This is a genomic window from Massilia antarctica (assembly GCF_015689335.1).
Lineage (GTDB): Bacteria > Pseudomonadota > Gammaproteobacteria > Burkholderiales > Burkholderiaceae_D > Telluria_A > Telluria_A antarctica.
This window is the reverse complement of record NZ_CP065053.1, coordinates 1,268,908-1,288,644: the sequence shown is the minus strand read 5'-3', so window position 1 is coordinate 1,288,644 and position 19,737 is coordinate 1,268,908. Positions and strand designations below refer to the sequence as shown.

At 64.3% G+C, this 19,737-nt stretch carries 17 protein-coding genes; 13 read left to right on the top strand and 4 right to left on the bottom strand.

The window, feature by feature from the left end; translation table 11 throughout:
- Nucleotides 1-39: 39 nt before the first annotated feature.
- Nucleotides 40-312: a YlcI/YnfO family protein gene (locus tag IV454_RS05815; RefSeq protein WP_206090705.1), complete on the bottom strand. Its 273-nt coding sequence runs from the start codon at nucleotides 310-312 to the stop codon at nucleotides 40-42.
- A gap of 158 nt (nucleotides 313-470) precedes the next feature.
- On the opposite strand from IV454_RS05815, the gene pyrC reads away from it, so the two are divergent.
- The 4 genes from pyrC to IV454_RS05795 all read left to right on the top strand — a co-directional run bounded on the left by pyrC (nucleotide 471) and on the right by IV454_RS05795 (nucleotide 4,068).
- Complete coding sequence (gene pyrC / locus IV454_RS05810; protein ID WP_206090704.1) at nucleotides 471-1,520, top strand: dihydroorotase; 1,050 nt, start codon at nucleotides 471-473, stop codon at nucleotides 1,518-1,520.
- A gap of 3 nt (nucleotides 1,521-1,523) precedes the next feature.
- On the top strand, nucleotides 1,524-2,315 hold the full coding sequence (locus tag IV454_RS05805; RefSeq protein ID WP_206090703.1) for a DUF3025 domain-containing protein: 792 nt from the start codon (nucleotides 1,524-1,526) through the stop codon (nucleotides 2,313-2,315).
- A 9-nt stretch (nucleotides 2,316-2,324) separates the two neighbouring features.
- Nucleotides 2,325-3,308: a Gfo/Idh/MocA family protein gene (locus IV454_RS05800; protein ID WP_206090702.1), complete on the top strand. Its 984-nt coding sequence runs from the start codon at nucleotides 2,325-2,327 to the stop codon at nucleotides 3,306-3,308.
- Between the two features lie 124 nt (nucleotides 3,309-3,432).
- Complete coding sequence (locus tag IV454_RS05795) at nucleotides 3,433-4,068, top strand: LysE family translocator (protein ID WP_229522080.1); 636 nt, start codon at nucleotides 3,433-3,435, stop codon at nucleotides 4,066-4,068.
- A gap of 24 nt (nucleotides 4,069-4,092) precedes the next feature.
- Here IV454_RS05795 and recG read toward each other — a convergent pair whose 3' ends face one another.
- A complete protein-coding gene (gene recG, locus IV454_RS05790) occupies nucleotides 4,093-6,144 on the bottom strand; it encodes an ATP-dependent DNA helicase RecG (RefSeq protein ID WP_054265075.1) in 2,052 nt (683 codons plus the stop codon).
- A 103-nt stretch (nucleotides 6,145-6,247) separates the two neighbouring features.
- Between recG and queA the strand changes: the two genes are divergently transcribed.
- From queA to IV454_RS05745, 9 genes are all read left to right on the top strand, one after another.
- Entirely contained in the window at nucleotides 6,248-7,270 is a 1,023-nt protein-coding gene (gene queA, locus IV454_RS05785) for a tRNA preQ1(34) S-adenosylmethionine ribosyltransferase-isomerase QueA (RefSeq protein ID WP_206090701.1), read from the top strand.
- Nucleotides 7,271-7,283: 13 nt separating this feature from the next.
- Nucleotides 7,284-8,423: a tRNA guanosine(34) transglycosylase Tgt gene (tgt, locus tag IV454_RS05780; protein ID WP_054265073.1), complete on the top strand. Its 1,140-nt coding sequence runs from the start codon at nucleotides 7,284-7,286 to the stop codon at nucleotides 8,421-8,423.
- A gap of 250 nt (nucleotides 8,424-8,673) precedes the next feature.
- Complete coding sequence (gene yajC / locus IV454_RS05775) at nucleotides 8,674-9,009, top strand: preprotein translocase subunit YajC (RefSeq protein WP_054265072.1); 336 nt, start codon at nucleotides 8,674-8,676, stop codon at nucleotides 9,007-9,009.
- A gap of 55 nt (nucleotides 9,010-9,064) precedes the next feature.
- Entirely contained in the window at nucleotides 9,065-10,939 is a 1,875-nt protein-coding gene (secD, locus tag IV454_RS05770) for a protein translocase subunit SecD (RefSeq protein ID WP_206090700.1), read from the top strand.
- Between the two features lie 27 nt (nucleotides 10,940-10,966).
- Nucleotides 10,967-11,986, top strand: a complete 1,020-nt coding sequence (gene secF / locus IV454_RS05765) for a protein translocase subunit SecF (RefSeq protein ID WP_206090699.1) — start codon at nucleotides 10,967-10,969, stop codon at nucleotides 11,984-11,986.
- A 124-nt stretch (nucleotides 11,987-12,110) separates the two neighbouring features.
- Nucleotides 12,111-12,803, top strand: a complete 693-nt coding sequence (locus IV454_RS05760; RefSeq protein ID WP_206090698.1) for a helix-turn-helix transcriptional regulator — start codon at nucleotides 12,111-12,113, stop codon at nucleotides 12,801-12,803.
- Between the two features lie 61 nt (nucleotides 12,804-12,864).
- Nucleotides 12,865-13,479, top strand: a complete 615-nt coding sequence (locus IV454_RS05755) for a glutathione S-transferase family protein (protein ID WP_206090697.1) — start codon at nucleotides 12,865-12,867, stop codon at nucleotides 13,477-13,479.
- A 184-nt stretch (nucleotides 13,480-13,663) separates the two neighbouring features.
- A complete protein-coding gene (locus IV454_RS05750) occupies nucleotides 13,664-15,022 on the top strand; it encodes an MFS transporter (protein ID WP_229522079.1) in 1,359 nt (452 codons plus the stop codon).
- Nucleotides 15,023-15,042: 20 nt separating this feature from the next.
- Nucleotides 15,043-17,394, top strand: a complete 2,352-nt coding sequence (locus IV454_RS05745; protein ID WP_206090696.1) for a GH36-type glycosyl hydrolase domain-containing protein — start codon at nucleotides 15,043-15,045, stop codon at nucleotides 17,392-17,394.
- 106 nt (nucleotides 17,395-17,500) lie between these two features.
- On the opposite strand, the gene gntR is transcribed toward IV454_RS05745, so the two are convergent.
- Nucleotides 17,501-18,529 (bottom strand): HTH-type transcriptional regulator GntR, encoded by a 1,029-nt coding sequence (gene gntR, locus IV454_RS05740; RefSeq protein ID WP_206090695.1) that lies wholly within the window; start codon nucleotides 18,527-18,529, stop codon nucleotides 17,501-17,503.
- Nucleotides 18,530-18,816: 287 nt separating this feature from the next.
- Nucleotides 18,817-19,650, bottom strand: a complete 834-nt coding sequence (locus IV454_RS05735) for an HDOD domain-containing protein (protein ID WP_054265066.1) — start codon at nucleotides 19,648-19,650, stop codon at nucleotides 18,817-18,819.
- Nucleotides 19,651-19,737: the final 87 nt, after the last annotated feature.

Genomic DNA, 19,737 nt, shown 5'->3' with positions numbered 1-19,737 from the left:
GCGCGGCACGCCGGTCGCCGTCCGCGCGCGCTCGAAACCTCAATTGGCTGACGGGGTTTCTGCTTGCGCGAGTACTGCGTCGAGCTCGCGCAGCACATCGTCGGCGCTGCAATACTCGCCGGCTTCCCGTGCCGCGTGGCGTGAGGCCTGACCGCGTGCGATAAAGTCGCGCCGGGCGCGGCGATGCCGAATCTGCAGTGTCAGCGATTCGGCGACGAAGCTGGACAGGGATTCGCCGTTTTTCAGTACGCTCTCGGCAGCTTTGCGCAATTCGGGGGTGACTCGGAGGGATGGGACGTTGGCAGTTTTCACAATGGGACTCCATTCGTTGCATTTGCAATGTAATATCTCAAGCCCCCGAGGCCGATGCAAGTAGCATGTTCAAACCTGCGTCATGTTTCTTGGAGGAAGCACGAGCGATTGGATGCCTGCGGAGGTTAAAATACCGCATTCGTTCTCCGAAAGCCGCCATGTCCACCATCGATACCCTCCAGAGCCTGACCATCACCCGTCCCGACGACTGGCACCTCCACCTGCGCGACGGCGCCGCGCTGGCCAGCGTGCTGCCGCACAGCGCGCGCCAGTTCGCCCGCGCCATCGTCATGCCCAACCTGAAGCCGCCGGTGACCACCACCGCCATGGCGCAGGCTTACCGCGAGCGCATCCTGGCCGCGCTGCCGGCCGGCATGCGCTTCGAGCCGCTGATGACGCTCTACCTGACCGATAACACCGACCCGGACGAAATCCGGCGCGCCCAGGACAGCGGCTTTGTCCACGCCGTCAAGCTGTACCCGGCCGGCGCCACCACCAATTCCGACGCCGGCGTGACCGACCTGACGCGCTGCTATAGGACGCTCGAAGTGATGCAGGAAGTCGGCATGCCCTTCCTGGTGCACGGCGAAGTGACCGACCAGGACATCGACCTGTTCGACCGCGAGGCGGTTTTCATCGAGCGCGTCATGCGCCCGCTGCGGCGCGACATGCCCGAGCTCAAAATCGTGTTCGAGCACATCACCACCAAGGACGCGGCCCAGTACGTGGCCGAAGCCGACGGCCCGATCGCCGCCACCATCACCGCGCATCACCTGCTGTACAACCGCAACGAGATCTTCAAGGGCGGCATTCGTCCCCATTACTACTGCCTGCCGGTGCTCAAGCGCGAAGAACACCGCCTGGCGCTGATGACGGCGGCCACCAGTGGCGACGAGCGTTTTTTCCTGGGTACCGACTCGGCCCCGCACGCGGTGGGCGCCAAGGAAACCTCGTGCGGCTGCGCCGGCTGCTACACCGCGCTGCACGCGATGGAGATGTACACCGAAGCCTTCGAGCGCGCCGGTGCGCTCGACAAGCTGGAAGCATTCGCCAGCTTCCACGGTCCCGATTTCTACGAACTGCCGCGCAATACCGAGCAAGTCACGCTCAAGCGCGAAGCCTGGACCCTGCCGCAAACCGTGCCGATGGCCGACGGCAGCCTGGTACCGCTCAACGGCGGCGAGCAGATTAACTGGAAACTGCTGTAAGCGATGCTGTCGCAGATTGACTGGGCGCGGCCGTGGTACGACGCGGTGCGCCCCGCCTTCGCGCGGCTCGACGTCGACGTAAGCTGCGTGGCCGACGCCCTCAACGCGGCCGCTGCGCCGCTGGCGCTGGTCAACCAGCGCGGCTTGCCGCTGCGCTTCGTGCCGCAGGCGGACTTGCCGGAAGGGCGCGCCTACGAAGAATTCATCGGCGCCACCGGCTGCGTGCCCACGCGCGAGAACCTGCACGATTTTTTCAATGGCCTTGTGTGGCTCACCTTCCCGCGCATCAAGCAGCAATTGAACGCCCTGCAGGCGGCGCAGATCGCGCTGGCCGGCGTGGGCAAGTCGCGTGGTGCGGCGCGCGACGGCGCCACCATCTTCGACGAAAATTCGGCCCTGCTGGTGGTGCGCGCCGGCTTGGCGGGCGAACAACTGGTGGCAGCGCTGCGCGCGCACGGCTGGATTGAGGCACTATACGAACGGCGCGCGGTCTTTGGCGCCGATGCCGAGGTCTGGCTGTTCGGTCACGCGCTGATGGAAAAGCTGGTCGCGCCGCGCAAGGCGATCACCGCGCACACCCGCGTGGTGGTGGCTGGCGACGATTATTTTGCGCTGCCGCACGACGGGCGGCGCGCGTGGATCGACCGCCAGGTGGCGGCCGAACTGGCGGCTGAAGGATTGAGCACTGCCTGCTTCACCCCCCTGCCGGTGCTGGGCGTGCCGGGTTGGTGGGAAGGACAGGACCACGCGTTTTACGCCGACACCACGGTATTCCGGCCCAAGCGGGCCGTCTGAGGAGATGAGATGACTGAAGCCGTTCGTTGGGCAATTCTGGGCACGGGCAAGATCGCGCGCGCGTTTGCGACGGCGCTGCGCGACACGCCGGGCGCGGTGCTGGCCGGCGTGGCCTCGCGCAGCCTGGAGGGCGCGCAGGCGTTCGGCGCCGAATTCGGCGCGGCCGCCTGCTACGGTTCGTATCAGGCGCTGGCCGATGCTGGTGATATCGATGTCGTCTACATCGGCACGCCGCATCCGATGCACGTCGAGAATGCCATGATGGCGCTCAACGGCGGCAAGGGCGTGCTGTGCGAAAAGCCCTTTACCATGAACCGGCGCGAGGCTGAACAGATCGTGGCGCTGGCGCGCGAGAAGAAGCTGTTTTTGATGGAGGCGATGTGGACGAGGTTCATGCCGGCGCTGGCCGAAGTGCGGCGCATCATCGCGTCCGGCGAAATCGGCTCGGTGCACCAGGTGACTGCCGATTTCGGGTTCGCGGGCACGCAAGACCCTTTGCATCGCTTGAATAATCCGGAACTGGGTGGCGGCGGACTGCTCGACCTGGGGATTTATCCGCTGTCGATTGCCGCCGCGCTGCTTGGGCCGGTGGCCGATGTGCGGGCCATGGCGCTGATGGGCGAGACCGGGGTGGATATCCAGACCGGCTTCACCATGACGCACGAAGGTGGAGGGATGTCGGTGTGCAGCTGCTCGCTCAGGGCCAGGACGCCGGCGGAGCTGACCGTGTCAGGGAGCCTGGGGCAGGTGCGGATGAATACCATGTTCCACCGGGCGCAGTCGGTAACCGTGAGCACGGCCGACGGTGCGCGCACGATCGACACGCCGTATTTGGGCAATGGGTATGTGCACGAGGCGATGGAAGTGGGGCGCTGTTTGAAAGAAGGGCTGCTGGAGAGTCCGGGCATGCCGCTCGATGAGACGCTGCATTTGATGGGAGTGCTCGATACGATGCGCGGGCAGATCGGGTTGCGCTACCCGTCCGACGCCTGATAGGTGGACTGGGAAACATTGAAACATTGAAACATTGAAATATTGAAGCATTGAAATATTGTTAAGATTGCCAAGATAAAGCTGCTAGCATTGTCGTTCCATTCAACTGGACCGAGGATTGCTTGTGAACGAACTGACGCTGATCGCTGGTATCGCCACCGCCCTTGGGCTGGGGGCCATGAGCCCGGGACCGAGTTTCATCCTGGTAGCGCGCACCGCGGTGACCGCGTCGCGCATGGACGGCATCGCCGCCGCGGCCGGCATGGGTATCGGTGGCGTCTTGTTCGCTGCAATCGCCTTGCTCGGGCTGCACGTCGTTCTCACCAATGTGCCCTGGCTGTATATGGTGCTCAAGGCGGCTGGCGGCGCTTACCTGATTTATCTCGGCTACCGGATATGGCGCGGCGCGGCGCAGCCCCTGGCGCTGGGTCAGGACGGCGCGCCGCGCCAGCGCCGCCAGCTTGGAAAGTCGTTTTCACTCGGGCTGGTAACGCAACTGAGCAATCCGAAAACGGCGATTGTGTACGCCAGCGTGTTCACCGCTTTTCTGCCGCCGTCATTTTCGTTGGTGCTCGCGCTTGTGCTGGCGCTGGTGGTGTTCGTCATCGAGGCCGGCTGGTACGCCGTCGTGGCCGTTGCACTGTCGTCGCAGCGCCCGCGTGCCTGGTACCTGCGTTACAAGGCGTGGATCGACCGGGCGGCCGGCGGCGTCATGGCCGCGCTGGGCGGCAAGTTGATCTGGTCCGCGCCCTCCTTGTAAGCGCGGGCGTGGCGGGGCGCGGCGTCAGACCTTCAAAAACTCCTCTTTCCCACCCAGCCAGCGCGCCAGGTGTGCTTCCACCACATCATCGACCGCTTCATGAATCAGGTTGTGCGCCACGTCGCGCGCCTGTTCCACCAGCCACTGGTCGGTTTCCAGATCGGCAAACCTGAGCATCGCCTGCCCCGACTGGCGCGCTCCTAAAAACTCGCCCGGTCCGCGAATCTCCAGATCCCGGCGCGCGATTTCAAACCCGTCGGTGGTCTCGCGCATCGTCATCAAGCGCTGCTTGGCGATTGGCCCCAGCGGGCTCTGATACAGCAGCAGGCACACGCTTGCCGCGGATCCCCGTCCCACCCTTCCGCGCAACTGGTGCAGCTGCGACAAGCCAAACCGCTCCGCGTGCTCGATCACCATCAGCGACGCATTCGGCACGTCCACCCCCACCTCGATCACGGTGGTGGCCACCAGCACCTGCACCTCGTTGGCCGTGAACGCATCCATCACCTCCTGCTTCTCGGCCGCCTTGAGGCGCCCGTGCACCAGCCCGACCTGCAAATCGGGCAGGGCTTCGGCCAGCATCGCGTGGGTATCGGTCGCGGTCTGCAATTGCAGCGCCTCGGATTCCTCGATCAGCGGACAGACCCAGTAAATCTGCCGCCCCTCCAGTGCCGCCGCGTGCACCCGCTCGATCACTTCATCGCGCCGGTTCTGGTCGATCGCCCGCGTGACGATCGGGCTGCGCCCCGGCGGCAGTTCGTCGATGATCGACACTTCCAGGTCGGCGTAATAGGTCATCGCCAGGGTGCGCGGAATCGGCGTGGCCGACATCATCAACTGGTGCGGCGTCTTGCCGTTGCTGCCCTTGTTGCGCAAGGTGAGACGCTGGCCGACGCCGAAGCGGTGCTGCTCGTCGACGATCACCAGCCCCAGTTTCGCAAACTGCACCGTGTCCTGAATGAGCGCGTGCGTGCCGATTACCAGCTGTGCCTCGCCCGATTCCACCATCGCCGTGGCGGCCAGCTTGTCCTTCTTTTTCAGGCTGCCCGTGAGCCACGCCACCTTCACGCCGAGCGGCTCCATCCAGCCGGCGATCTTGCGAAAGTGCTGGTCGGCCAGGATTTCGGTCGGCGCCATCAAGGCCGCCTGGTAGCCGCTGTCGATCGCTTGGGCGGCGGCCAGCGCCGACACCACCGTCTTGCCGCTGCCCACATCTCCTTGCAGCAGGCGCTGCATCGGATAGCCGTTTTTCAGGTCGGCGCGGATTTCCTTGAGCACGCGCTGCTGCGCGCCGGTCAGCTTGAACGGCAACTGCCCCAAGAACGCTTCCGACAGCGCGCCCACCGCCTTGAGCACCGGCGCCCCCTTGACCCGGCGCGCCCGCTGCGCGCGTTTGAGCGAGAGCTGCTGCGCCAGCAGCTCGTCGAACTTCATGCGGATCCAGGCCGGGTGCGAGCGCTCGACCAGCGAATGGGCGTCGATTTCCTGCGGCGGATAGTGCAGCAGGCGCACCGAGGGCTCGAAGTCGGTCAGGTTCATTTCCGCGCGCAAGGACGGCGGCAGGGTGTCGCGCCAGTCGATGCGCTTCATCGCGTCGGCAATCGCGCGCCGCAAAATCGCCTGCGACAAGCCTTCGCCCGACGGATACACGGGCGTGAGCACGGTCGGCAGCGGCGCGCCTTCGTTGATCACCTTGTACGCCGGGTGCACCATCTCGGCGCCGAAGAAGCCATGCTTGAGTTCCGAGCGGGCGCGCACGCGCGTGCCTTCGGCCAGCTGCTTGACCTGGCTGCCGTAAAAATTCATGAAGCGCAGCAGCAGGTCGCCGCTCTCGTCGGCGATGGTGACGAGCAGCTGGCGCCGCGGGCGGAAGCTGATCTCGTTTTTCGTGACCACCCCCTCGACCTGCGACACATGGCCGCCGCGCAGGCAGGCTTCGCGGATCGACACCACGCACGTCTCGTCCTCGTAGCGCATGGGCAGGTGCAGCACCAGGTCCATGTCGGTGTGCAGGCCCAGCTTGGCGAGCTTGCTTTCGTTGGTTTTCGGTGGTGTTTTCGGTTTGGTCGGCGGCATATTGAAGCAACTTCGGTGCGTAAGGGGGTAAAATAGAGGGTTGCCCTGCACGCGTGAGCCCTATTGTACGGCTCTTGACCCTCTTTTTTACAAAATTAGCAGAATGTACTCGCTCTCCGACTTCGATTTCGACCTGCCCGCCGAGCGCATCGCGCAAACCCCGCTGCCCGACCGCAGCGCTTCCCGTCTGTTGCACCTGGACGGGACGGCCATCGTCGACCGCCAGTTCGCCGATATTGTCGGCCTGCTCGCGCCCGGCGACCTCTTGGTGATGAACGACACGCGCGTGCTCAAGGCGCGCTTTTTTGGCGTCAAGGAAACCGGCGGCAACGTCGAGGTGCTGGTCGAGCGCATCCTCGACAGCCGCACCGTGCTGGCCCAGGTGCGCGCCTCCAAGTCGCCCAAGCCCGGCAACCGCATCCGCCTGGCCGACGCCTTCAATGTCACCGCGGGCGAGCGCGCCGGCGAATTCTTCACCCTCGTGTTCGATGGCGACGTGTTCGAACTGATCGAAGCGCATGGCCGCCTGCCGCTGCCGCCCTATATCGAACACGATGCCGACGAATTCGACGAGACGCGCTACCAGACCGTGTACTCGCGCGAACCGGGCGCGGTGGCCGCGCCCACGGCCGGCCTGCACTTCGACCAAGCGCTGCTGGCCGCCCTGAAAGCGAAGGGCGTCAACTTCGCCTATGTCACCCTGCACGTGGGCGCCGGCACCTTCCAGCCGGTGCGGGTCGAGGCGCTGGCCGAGCACAAGATGCACACCGAGTGGTACACCGTGCCGCAGGAAACGGTGGATGCGGTGCGCGCCGCCAAAGCGGCCGGGCGCGACATCGTCGCGGTGGGCACCACCAGCCTGCGCGCGCTCGAATCGGCGTCGCAGTCGGGTGAGCTGGTGGCCGGCAGCGCCGACACGGCCCTGTTCATCACGCCCGGCTATACTTTCAAGACGGTATCGCGCCTGATCACCAACTTCCACCTGCCCAAATCGACCCTGCTGATGCTGGTGTCGGCCTTTGCCGGCTACCACGCCATCCGCGCCGCCTACGCGCACGCCATCGCCAGCCAATACCGCTTCTTCAGCTATGGCGACGCCATGCTGCTCACGACCGACAACAAGTAGATCAAACAATCCTATGCTCGACTTCCAACTTCTCAAGACCGACACCAGCGGCCTGTCGCACGCGCGGCGCGGCCGCCTCACGCTCAATCACGGCGTCATCGAAACCCCGATCTTCATGCCGGTCGGGACCTACGGTTCGGTCAAGGCGATGTCGCCGGTCGAACTCAAGGAGGTCGGCTCGCAGATCATTTTGGGGAACACCTTCCACCTGTGGCTGCGCCCGGGCACCGAAGTGCTCAACAAATTCGGCGGCCTGCACGGCTTCATGGGCTGGGACAAGCCGATCCTGACCGATTCCGGCGGCTTCCAGGTGTTTTCGCTGGGCGCGATGCGCAAGATCACCGAGGAGGGCGTCAAGTTCTCGTCGCCCATCGACGGCAGCAAGCTGTTTTTGTCGCCCGAGATCTCGATGCAGATCCAGCGCGCGCTCAACTCCGACATCGTCATGCAGTTCGACGAATGCACGCCGTATGAAATCGACGGCCGTCCGGCCACCTCGGTCGAAGCGGCGCAATCGATGCGCATGTCGCTGCGCTGGGCCCAGCGCTCGATGAACGAATTCACCCAAGGCGAAAACCCGAACGCGCTGTTCGGCATCGTCCAGGGCGGCATGTTCGAAAACCTGCGCGACGAGTCGCTGGCGGGCCTGGAAGAGATCAACTTCCCGGGCATCGCGATCGGCGGGCTGTCGGTGGGCGAGCCGAAGGAAGACATGATGCGCATGCTGGAACACGTCGGTCCGCGCCTGCCGGCCAACAAGCCGCACTATTTAATGGGTGTGGGCACGCCGGAAGACCTGGTGGCCGGTGTCGCCAACGGCATCGACATGTTCGACTGCGTGATGCCGACCCGGAATGCGCGCAATGGCTGGCTGTTTACGCGCTTTGGCGACGTCAAGATCAAGAATGCGCGCTACAAGGACGACCAGGGACCGCTCGACGAGAGCTGCGACTGCTACTGCTGCAAAAATTTTTCGCGCGCCTACCTGCACCACCTGCACCGCTCCAAGGAAATCCTGGGTGCGCGCCTGAACACGATCCACAATTTGCACTACTACCTGAAGCTGATGAGCGAAATGCGCGATGCGATCGACGCCGACCGTTTCCACGCCTTCCGCCTCGAGTTCAACGCCGGCCGCGCCCGCGGCGTCTGAGCCGCCGCCGTTGAGTCCCCACCGTCGCCCCCGCGCCGAACTTGGGCCCCCGCCTGCGCGGGGGCGACGGAGGGTGAGCTGATGGTGAAATCGGCAACGCCGCCCGCCGTTGTTGAAAGTTAAATAACTTTCAGCAGCTTGCAAAAACCAAGATGGCAGCCAAATAGCTCGAATTGGCTTGCCCGCAGTCTCCGGTGCTAGAATACAGCGCTGATTTTTTAACAAAACTAACCTCAATATCGGAGTCCCCGTGTTTATTTCCAACGCCTACGCGCAAGCCGCTCCCGCTGCCGCCGACGCCAGTTTGATGGGTAATATGACCACCTTCCTGCCGCTGGTTCTGATGTTCGTGGTCATGTATTTCCTGATGATCCGCCCTCAGCAGAAACGCGCCAAAGAGCAGAAATCCATGATGGACGCGCTCGCCAAGGGCGACGAAGTCGTCACCGCCGGCGGCATCCTCGGCAAAGTCATCAAGGTCAACGATACCTATGTGACCATCGAGGTCGCGAGCAATACCCACGTCGTCGTACAAAAGAATTCGATCACCACGATGCTGCCAATCGGCACGATGAAGTCCCTGTAAGCCTGATGGGCGGCCCTGGGCCGCCTGCCTGCTCAACATTGAACGCTGGAACACTATGAATCGCTATCCCGTCTGGAAATATATTCTCATCGTCATTGCGTTGTTGTTCGGCGCCTTGTACACGGCGCCCAACTACTTCGTTGAATCGCCCGCGCTGCAGGTGACGACAGGCAGTTCGACCCTGAAGATCACCCGCAACACGGCCGACCAGGTCGAAGCCGCCCTCGCGGCAGCGGGCATCAAGTCCGACGGCGTGAGCCTGGACGGGAATGGCAACGCCACCTCGGTGCGTGCGCGTTTCAGCACCACCGACGTGCAGTTGAAGGCCAAGGACGCGCTGGAAAAGGCGCTCAACCGCAACGCGGCCGAACCGGATTACATCGTCACCGTCAACCTGGTGAAGAACACCCCGAAATGGATGCAGGCGATTAATGCGCTGCCGATGAACCTGGGCCTGGATTTGCGCGGCGGCGTGCACTTCCTGATGCAGGTCGACGTGGCCGCGACCACCGAGACCAAGATCAAAGGTATCCAGTCGAGCGTGCGTAGCCAGCTGCGCGACAAGGACGATGCGCGCCACACCGGCATCGACCGCGTGGGCCAGACTATCGAAGTGCGCTTTGCCGATGCCGGCAACCGCACCCGCGCGCGCCAGGTATTGGCAAGCGAGTCGAACGATCTGGTGTTTGCCGACGCGGCCGACGCCAACGGCCTGAAACTGGTCGTCTCGCTCAAGCCGCAAGCGCTTCAGAGCACCATCGAAGAAGGCGTCAAGCAAAACATCTCGACCCTGTCCAAGCGTGTCAATGAACTGGGCGTGTCCGAGCCAATCATCCAGCAGCAGGGCCGCGACCGCATCGTGGTGCAGCTGCCCGGCGTGCAGGACGTTGCGCGCGCCAAGGCCATCATCGGCCGCACCGCCACCCTGGAAATGCGCTTGGTCGACGATACCGTGGTGCCGGGCATGGAGTCGGCCGCCACCATTCCGCTCACGTCCGAACTGTTCACCGACGAGATGGGCCGTCCTATCGTGCTGCTCAAAGACGTGATCCTGACCGGCGACTACATCTCCAGCGCCATCGGCACCAATGACCAGAACAACCAGCCGGCCGTGGGCCTGGACCTTAATGGCGACGGCGGAGGCAAGATGCGTGCAGCCACGCGCGAGCGCATCGGCAAGCGCATGGCCATCCTGCTCAAGGAAAAAGGCAAGTACACCGTGCTGTCGGCACCGACCATCAACAGTGAACTGGGCAGCCGCTTCCAGATCACCGGCATGGGCACCCTGGAAAAGGCCAACGACCTGGCGCTGCTGCTGCGCTCCGGCGCCCTGTCGGCACCGATGGAAATCATCGAGGAACGGGTGATCGGCCCGCAACTGGGCGCCGAAAACATCGCCAAGGGCTTGTACTCGACCGTGTACGGCTTCGCCGCGATCGCCGTTTTCATGATCCTCTACTACCATATGTTTGGCGCTTTCAGCGTGATCGCGCTGGCCTCGAACCTGCTGTTCCTGCTGGCGCTCCTGTCGTGCCTGCAAGTGACCCTGACCCTGCCCGGCATCGCCGCGATCGCGCTGGCACTGGGCATGGCGATCGACGCCAACGTGCTGATCAACGAGCGTATCCGCGAGGAGCTGCGTGCCGGCGAGGCGCCGCAAAAAGCCATTGCCGCCGGTTTCGACCGCGCCTGGGCCACCATCCTGGACTCGAACGTGACCACCCTGATCGTCGGTATCGCGCTGCTGGTATTCGGTTCCGGTCCGGTGCGCGGCTTCGCCGTGGTGCACTGCCTGGGCATCCTGACCTCGATGTTCTCGTCCGTGTTCGTCTCGCGCGGCGTGGTCAACCTCTGGTACGGCCGCACCAAAAAGCTGAACAAAGTCTCGATCGGTACTGTCTGGACTCCTGGCCTGTCGGTCACGAAATAACAAGCACTTACTACAACAGGATTCAAGATGGAATTTTTCCGAATCAAGAAAGATATTCCCTTCATGCGCCATGCGTTGATTTTCAACGTGATTTCGGCACTGACCTTCGTGGCGGCCGTGTTCTTCCTGGCGACCAAGGGCCTGCACCTGTCGGTCGAATTCAAGGGCGGCACCGTGATGGAGCTGAAGTACCCGAACGCGGCCAACCAGGAAAAGATCCGGGCCGACCTCGTCAAGCTCGGCTACGAACAGCCTGAAGTGACCAGCTTCGGCACCGCGCAGGAAGTCATGCTGCGCCTGCCGATCACCAAGGCGGTCGCCGGTTCGAGCGGCTCGCAGATCGTGTTCGACGCGCTGTGCAAGTCCGAAAGCGGCGCGGTCACCAAGATCAATACCGTGGTCAAGGGCCAGAGCGTGATGAAGGATGTCTGCCATAACCCGGCCGGCGCCGAGGTGCTCAGTCTCCAGAAGGTCGAATTCGTCGGTCCGCAGGTGGGCGACGAGCTGGCGCAAAATGGCGTCAACGCCTTGATCATGGTGGTGCTGTTCGTGGTGTTCTACCTGGCGGTGCGCTTCGAGTGGAAGTACGCCGTCTCGGCCATCATCGCCAACTTGCACGACGTGGTCATCATCCTCGGCTTCTTCGCCTTCTTCCAGTGGGAGTTCTCGCTGGCGGTGCTGGCCGGCGTGCTGGCGGTGCTGGGCTACTCGGTCAATGAATCGGTGGTCATTTTCGACCGGATCCGCGAAAACTTCCGCAAGCAGCGCAAGACCAGTGTCGAGGAAGTGATCGACAATGCGATCACCAGCACCATCTCGCGTACCATCATCACGCATGGCTGTACCCAGATGATGGTGCTGTCGATGCTGCTGCTGGGCGGCGCGACCCTGCACTACTTCGCCGTGGCGCTGACCATCGGTATTCTGTTCGGTATTTACTCGTCGGTGTTCGTCGCCGCCGCCATCGCCATGTGGCTGGGCGTGAAGCGCGAAGACCTGATCAAGCCGATCAAGGAAAAGGACGAAACCGACGGCGCCGTCGTTTAAGCGCAGTTTCGCCGCTCCATGAACAATGCCGCCCGGCTCACGCTGCGCGGCATTTTTCATGGCCGCGCCCCGTTCAACCATTGCCCCCTGGCCGAATCATGATGTGTCACGCCCGCCCGCTGCCATGAGCCGCACCAACCGCCTGTTCCTGCTGCTCGACGCCCTGCGCGGCCACCGCCGGCCCGTCACGGCCGCCGTGCTGGCCGAACGCCTCGGCGTCTCCGAGCGCACCATCTACCGCGACATCCAGACCTTGTCCGAACTGGGCGCGCCGGTCGAGGGCGAGGCTGGCGTCGGCTACCTGATGCGCGCCGGCCTGTTCCTGCCGCCGCTGATGTTTACCAACGACGAACTCGAAGCGCTGGTGCTCGGTGCGCGCTGGGTGCGCCGCCAGGGCGACGACGCGCTGGCCGAGGCGGCGTCGAACGCGCTGGCCAAGATCGCCACCGCCACGCCCAAGGATCTGCGCGACTGCATCGCCGAAACCAGCTTGTGGGTGCCGGCCGGCCCGCAAGCGCCCGAGACGACTACCTTCGTGCGGCCCGCGCGCGAAGCGATCCGCAACCAGCACAAGCTGCGCATCGGCTACCGCGACGCCGGCGGCGCCGCCAGCCTGCGCACCGTGTGGCCGTTCGCGCTGGCCTTTTTCGACGGCGCGCGGGTGCTGGCCGCCTGGTGCGAGCTGCGCGGCGCCAACCGCCACTTCCGCATCGACCGCATCGCCAGTGCCGAGTCGAGCGGCGAGCGCTATCCGGAACACCGGCGCGATCTGCTCAAGCGCTGGCGCGCCGAATTGCGCCTGCCCGAAGACTCCTGACAGAAACTGACGCAGGCCACTTCTATCATGGCTGCTCTACCAACTTTTACGGAGCTGCATCATGCGCCTGTTTCACAATCACCTGTCATCGAATGGCCGCCGCGTGCGGATGGTCGCCGAGCAGCTTGGTCTGCCGCTGGACATCGTCAAGGTCGACCTGGTCAGCGAGAGCGAGCGCGCGCGCCTGCATGAAATCAACCCGAACGGCAAGCTGCCGGTGCTGCAGGATGGCGACTTCATGCTGTGGGAATCGTGCGCCATCATGCAATACCTGTGCGACATCACCCCGGGCCAGCAGCTCTATCCGCAGGATGCGCGGGTGCGGGCCGACGTGAACCGCTGGCAGTTCTGGGCTTGCCAGCATTTCGCCGAAACGATCAGCATCCTGGCGTTCGAAAATATCTGGAAAGGCATGATCGGCCGTGGCGAGGGCGACCCGGCCACCGTGGCGCACGCCGAGGGTGAGCTGCGTCAACTGGGCGCGGTGCTCGACGGCCACCTGGCACAGCGCGACTGGCTGGTGGGCGAGGCCCTGAGCCTGGCCGACATCGCCGTCGTCGCGCCGCTGATGTACCTGGAAAAAGCCCGCCTGCCGCTGGGCGACTTTCCCAACCTGATGAGCTGGTTCGAGCGCATCCGCCAGCTCGACCTCTGGAAAAACACCGAAGCCGGATAAAAACTTTCCCAACCGGGGTCAGACCTCCAAATCGAAACTTTTTTGTTTCCTATCGGAGGTCTGACCCCGGTTGGGCAATTTCTTCATTGACACTCATGGGCGGCGTGGGCATACTTGATGTAAAAATGTTAGCGCTAACATAGGAGGGCACCGTAAGGCCGCCGTCCATCGAGGAAAGTCCCCATTGATTGCAACACCGCTGCCGTGGCGAGAAAAGATCAGTTATGGCCTCGCCGACATGGGTTTCAATTTTTATTGGGCCAATATCGCGACCTTCCTGATGATGTTCTACACCGATGTGTACGGCATCTCGGCCGCCGCCGCCGCGTCGATGATGTTCGTCGTCAAAATCATCAACGCCTTCACCGATCCCCTGATCGGCGCCGCGGCCGACCGCACCAGCACCCGCTTCGGCAAGTTCCGCCCCTATCTGGTCTGGATGGCGCTGCCGCTGGCCGGCGCCGGCGTGCTGACCTACACCACGCCGGACCTGGGCGAGAACGGCAAGCTGGCCTGGGCCTACGGCACCTATCTGCTGATGATGATCTGCTACACCTGCATCAACATTCCCTACAACGCCTTGTCCGGCGTGATGTCGGCCGAGCCGCAGGAGCGCTCCACCATCAATGGCCTGCGCTTCATCTTCGCCTTCGCCGGCAGCATGCTGGTCACGGCCGCCACGCCGGGCATGGTGAGCTTTTTCGGCGTCGGCGAGGGCATGGATGCGACCCAACGCGGCTGGCAGTTGACGATGCTGGCCTGGGGCGTGCTCGCCTCGCTGCTGTTCGCGCTCACCTTTTTCAACACGCGCGAACGCATCGCCCCGCCGCCGCGCCAAACAACGCGGGTGCGCGACGACCTGCGCGACCTGGCCGGCAACCGTCCATGGCTGGTGCTGTTTTTCCTGGCGCTGATCATCATGGTGTCGATCACCCTGCGCACCACGACCTGCGCCTACTACTTCAAGTACGTGGTGGGTCGGCCCGAGCTGCTCAAGTCCTTCCTGCCCGCCTATATGGCCGCCGCTGCCGCCGGCGCCGCCCTCACGCCGTTGACAACCCGCTTCGTCGACAAGAAAATCCTGATGATGGTGCTCATGTCGCTCACCGCGCTGCTCTCCGCGGCGTTTTTCTTCGTCGGCCCGGCCCAGGTGGGCGAGATGTACGCGCTGCAGATCGCCCTGGGCCTGGTGCTGGGGCCGAAGTCGCCGCTGGCGTTTTCGATGTACGCCGACACGGCCGACTACAACGAGTGGCGCACCGGCCGGCGCGCCACCGCGATGACCTTCGCCGCCGCCACGTTTTCGCAAAAACTGGGCACGGCGCTGGCGGTGGGCGTGATCGGCGCCGTCTTCACGGCACTCGGCTACGTCCCCAACGCGGCCCAGACGAACGGCTCGCAAGCGGGCATCGTCTGGCTGATGTCCATCATTCCCGCCCTGTTCGCGCTGCTGGCGGTGGCGGTCATGTTTTTCTATAACCTCGACAGCGGCACACTGCGGCGTATCCAGGCCGACCTGACGGCGCGCAAGGCGCCGCTGTAACGCATTTCCGGAGACGTTTTATGCTACGCCCCACCGACGACGGTGCCCGCTACGAATTGAGCAGCCCGACCGCGATGCCGCACGCCGCCGGCTTCCTGTGGAACCGCACGATGATGATCCAGGTGACCTGCCGCGGCTACGCGGTGGCCCAGTTCATGCAGCCGGAACCGGCCAAGTACGCGCATCCTCCGAACATGGAAGCGAAGTCCTTCATGCAGCCGGAGCAGGCCTATTTTGCGCACCATCCGGGCCGCTTCTTTTACGTGAAGGATGAGGACACGGGCGAGCTGTTTTCCGCCCCCTACGAGCCGGTACGCGCGGCGCTGGACCGCTTTGCCTTCTCGGTCGGCCAGAGCGACCTGGCGTGGCACGTCGAACACCTCGGCATCGGCGTCGACCTGCGTCTTTGCCTGGCGCCGGATGCGGTGGTCGAACTGTGGTCGCTGCGGGTTACCAACCTGTCGGGCCGCCCGCGCAGGATCAGTGTGACGCCCTACTTCCCGATCGGGTACATGTCGTGGATGAACCAGTCGGCCGAGTACCGCGCCGACCTGCGAGGTATCGTCGCCAGCAGCGTCACGCCGTACCAGAAGGTGGCCGACTACTTCAAGAACAAGGACTTCAAGGACAAGACCTTCTTCCTGTGCGAGCAGGTGCCCGATTCGTGGGAAGCCAACCAGGGCGCCTTCGAAGGCGAGGGTGGCCTGCATGATCCGTCGGCCTTGCGGCGCGGCGCGCTGGCCAATGGCGACGCGCGCTACGAGACGCCGGCCGCGGTTGTGCAATACCAGCTGGCGCTGGCCGGCGGCGCGGCCAGCACCCACCGCTTCCTGTTCGGCCCCGCCATCGACGATGCCGAGATCGCGTCCCTGCGCAGCGCCTGGCTGAGCGAAGAGGGCTTTGCCCGCGCCGCCGCCCAGGCGCAGGCTTACGTGGCCGGCGGACGCGGTTGCGTGCGCATCTCCACGCCCGACAAGGAACTGGATAACTTCGTCAACCACTGGCTGCCGCGCCAGGTGTTCTACCACGGCGACGTGAACCGCCTCACGACCGACCCGCAGACGCGCAACTACCTGCAGGACAATATGGGCATGAGCTTCGTGCGTCCTTCCGTGATGCGCGCCGCCTTCCTGCATGCGCTCAGCCAGCAGGAAGCGTCCGGTGCCATGCCCGACGGGATACTGCTGGCGGCCGGCGCGGAGCTCAAGTACATCAACCAGGTGCCGCACACCGACCATTGCGTGTGGCTGCCCGTATGCTTGCAGGCTTACCTCGACGAGACGGCCGATGTCGCCATGCTCGATGAAAGCGTGGTCGATGCGCAGGGGCGCGGCGAGAGCGCGTTTGCGCGGGTGGGGCGCGCCATGGACTGGCTGCTGGCCGAACGTGACCATCGCGGCCTGTCGTTGATCGCGCAGGGTGACTGGTGCGATCCGATGAACATGGTGGGCTACAAGGGGCGCGGCGTGTCCGGCTGGCTGACGGTGGCGGCGGCGTACGCGCTCACGCTGTGGGCGGCCGTGTGCGAGCAACGCGGCGAGGCCGGGCAGGCGCGGCACTTCCGCGCCGGCGCGGCGGCGCTGAATGCGGCGGCTAATGCGCACCTGTGGGACGGCGCCTGGTTCGCGCGCGGTATCACGGATGACGACGTGAAGTTCGGCGTGAGGACGGATGCGCAAGGGCGCATCTACCTCAATCCGCAGGCGTGGGCTATCCTGAGCGGGGCGGCCGACGGCGCGCAGACTGCCAGCATGCTGGCCGAGGTCGAGCGCCAGCTGTATTCGCCCTACGGCGTGACGATGTTCGCGCCGCCCTACAGCGCCATGCGCGACGATGTAGGGCGGGTCACGCAGAAGCACCCCGGGTCGGCGGAAAATGGGGCGGTGTACAACCACGCGGCGATTTTCTACATTTTCAGCTTGTACAGCATCGGCCAGTCCGAGCGCGCCCACATGCTGTTGCGCCAGATGATTCCGGGGCCGGACGACGCCGATTATCTGCAGCGCGGGCAGCTGCCGGTGTTCATCCCCAATTACTACCGGGGCGCGCACCGCGAGTATCCGCGCACGGCGGGCAGGTCGAGCCAGTTGTTCAATACCGGGACGGTGTCGTGGGTGTACCGCAGCATTGTCGAGGGTTTGTGCGGGCTGAAAGGGGATGTGGATGGGCTGACGATCAATCCGCAGATGCCCGCCGCGTGGCAGCGCATGGAGGTGGAGCGCGAGTTTCGCGGGGCGCGCTTTGCCGTGCACGTCGAGCGCGCGGATGTGAAGGGCGTGATGGTCAGGTACGAGGGCAAATTTTTACCGGAAGCGCGCATGACCGGGATCGTGGCGGGGGCGGAGTATCGGCTGGATGTATTTGTGCCCTGAGCGTCGGTTCGTGATTGCCCGATCACCCGTCGTACCCGCCTGTGCGGGTACGACGGGGTTAATGGGTACGACGGGGTTAATGGGCACGACGGGTGCGCCAACAGAGCTACGCGCTTTCGCGCGCCATCAAGGTGAACCCCAGGTCGATCTGCGTCACCGGCGGCGTTTCGCCCTTGATCAGCGCGCGCAGCAGGCTGGCCGCCTCGAACCCGATTTTGTAGCGCGGCGTGTCGATCGTGGTGACCGATGGCGTCATCCATTCCGACGCAGGCAAATCGTTAAACCCGCACACCGCCAGCTGCCCCGGCACTGCGATCCCGCGCCGCTGGCACTGGTAAATCGCGCCATGCGCCAGGTCGTCGTTGCAGCAGAAAACCGCATCGCAGTCCGGCGCCTGCTCCAGCATCCGCCCCAGCAGAGCGGCCCCCAGCGCGATGGTCGACGGCTCGCCCACCATCAGCTCCAGGCGCGCATCGAGCAGGCCCGCGTCGCTCATCGCCTTGCGGTAGCCATCGGCGCGGCGCAGGGTGCGTTCGTCGAGCTGGGCGCCGATGAAACCGATGCGGGTATGGCCCTTCCCGATCAGATAGCGCGTCATCGCCTGCCCCGCGTCGAACTGCGAAAACCCGACCGAGAACTGCTCGGGCGCGCTGGCCAGGTCCATCATCGACACCACCGGCACGCCCGAGGCGGCCAGCATCTGCGTCATCCGCGCGCTGTGGCTCAGGCTGGAGAGCAAAATCCCGTCCGGGTTCGATTGCAGATAAATGCCGAGCAGCTTTTCTTCCTCGGCATCGGAATAACGGGTGTTGCCGATCAAAAGCTGGTAATTGCCGGGCCCGGCCGCATCCTGGATGCCTTCCAGCACGGCGGTGAACACGGCATTCGACAGCGACGGTACCAGCACCACGATCACGTTCGACTGCGCCGAGGCCAGCGCGCGCGCGGCGCGGTTCGGCACGTAACCGAGTTCGGCGACGGCCAGTTCAACCCGCTCGCGCACCGCCACCGATACCAGCGCTGGCTGGTTCAACGCGCGCGAGGCGGTCATGGCCGATACGCCGGCATGCGCGGCCACCGTCGCCAGGGTGGTTTTTCCGCTTGCCCGGCTCTTGCTGCTGCTTGTTTTGCTCATGAAGTCACTGGTCGCATTAGCTTTTTGAAAAGTTTTGTCGGATTTCATCCCCGCCGGGCATGCTTTCTGTCAAAACAAGGAAAGTTTCCAGGGGGAATTTTCTTCTTGTGTGTGTTCACGCACAGAAGTGCAATATGGCGCGGGCTATAGTGGAACTGTCTCTTTCAGGACATCCCTAGTTTTGGACTTCGCCCGCTCTGATACAGCGGGCATTTTTTTGCCTGGGCGGAAGCCCTTGAGAACTTGCACGGGGAAAACAGGGCGCGGCAGGACGCCGCGCCGCCAGCTTACATCAGGGCCGAGGTCAGGCTGCTCACTTCGGCGGCCGATTCTTCCAGGATGCTGTTGAGCGTGCCATCGCCGATGACGAAGTCGATGGTGGCCGCCGCCTGGCGCGAGGTGGCGCCGGCGCGTTCGTACAGGGGCGAGGGGACCGGTGCCAGGTCGTTGGCCAGCAGCAAGGTGTCGCCCAGGGTTTCGGGCGGCAGCGCGCGCATGCCGACCCACAGCGCCTCGATGGCCGCCATGACCGGCGCCGGCACGCTCAGGCGTTGCAGGACGCAGCGGCCGATGATCTGTTCCCCATGTTCGATCCAGTCGTCCGGCTCGCCTTCGAACAAGCCCGGAAACTCGTCCGCGCGCGAGAGCATGTAAAAGCCGCCCACCTCGTGCACGATGCCGGCGAACATCGCCGTTTCCGGGTCGAGATGGGCCACCCGCCGCGCGATCACCTGTGACAGCGCCGCCACGTGGGCCGAGTGCTGCCACAGCTGGTTGGCCTTGGCGCGCAGGGAAGGTTCGGTGATTTTGCTGTCGAGCTGGCGCACGATGACCGCCGCGCCCAGCGCGTTGAGGGTGCGAAAGCCCACCCGCTGCACGGCCGTGCGCACATTCGTGACTTCATTGCCGGAACGGTTATAGGCGACCGAATTGGCGATCGCCACGGTGCGCGCCGCCAGCAGCGGCTCGGCCTGTACCAGGCGGGCCGCCGTATCGGCATGACAGTCGGGATCGCTCAGCGCGCGCTGCAGCTTGAGCGTGGCGTCGACGTTGGTCGGGAAACTCAGTTCCCCCCGGCTTGCTTGAGCAGCGATGCTCTTGTACGCTTCGAGTCTGTCCATGAAAAAATTATACTCCCATAACCCAGCCGTGTTTGTCGTAAAAACGTGCTTTAAAGCATTAATCTACGCGCCGTCCGGGCGCCCCGG

Bases quoted from the DNA above. Each gene is read 5' to 3' on its own strand.
- secF (WP_206090699.1), top strand. From the start codon at position 10,967: ATGGAATTTTTCCGAATCAAGAAAGATATTCCCTTCATGCGCCATGCG.
- secD (WP_206090700.1), top strand. From the start codon at position 9,065: ATGAATCGCTATCCCGTCTGGAAATATATTCTCATCGTCATTGCGTTG.
- IV454_RS05760 (WP_206090698.1), top strand. From the start codon at position 12,111: ATGAGCCGCACCAACCGCCTGTTCCTGCTGCTCGACGCCCTGCGCGGC.
- gntR (WP_206090695.1), bottom strand. From the start codon at position 18,529: ATGAGCAAAACAAGCAGCAGCAAGAGCCGGGCAAGCGGAAAAACCACC.
- IV454_RS05755 (WP_206090697.1), top strand. From the start codon at position 12,865: ATGCGCCTGTTTCACAATCACCTGTCATCGAATGGCCGCCGCGTGCGG.
- tgt (WP_054265073.1), top strand. From the start codon at position 7,284: ATGCTCGACTTCCAACTTCTCAAGACCGACACCAGCGGCCTGTCGCAC.
- recG (WP_054265075.1), bottom strand. From the start codon at position 6,144: ATGCCGCCGACCAAACCGAAAACACCACCGAAAACCAACGAAAGCAAG.
- IV454_RS05805 (WP_206090703.1), top strand. From the start codon at position 1,524: ATGCTGTCGCAGATTGACTGGGCGCGGCCGTGGTACGACGCGGTGCGC.
- IV454_RS05800 (WP_206090702.1), top strand. From the start codon at position 2,325: ATGACTGAAGCCGTTCGTTGGGCAATTCTGGGCACGGGCAAGATCGCG.
- pyrC (WP_206090704.1), top strand. From the start codon at position 471: ATGTCCACCATCGATACCCTCCAGAGCCTGACCATCACCCGTCCCGAC.
- IV454_RS05745 (WP_206090696.1), top strand. From the start codon at position 15,043: ATGCTACGCCCCACCGACGACGGTGCCCGCTACGAATTGAGCAGCCCG.
- queA (WP_206090701.1), top strand. From the start codon at position 6,248: ATGTACTCGCTCTCCGACTTCGATTTCGACCTGCCCGCCGAGCGCATC.
- IV454_RS05735 (WP_054265066.1), bottom strand. From the start codon at position 19,650: ATGGACAGACTCGAAGCGTACAAGAGCATCGCTGCTCAAGCAAGCCGG.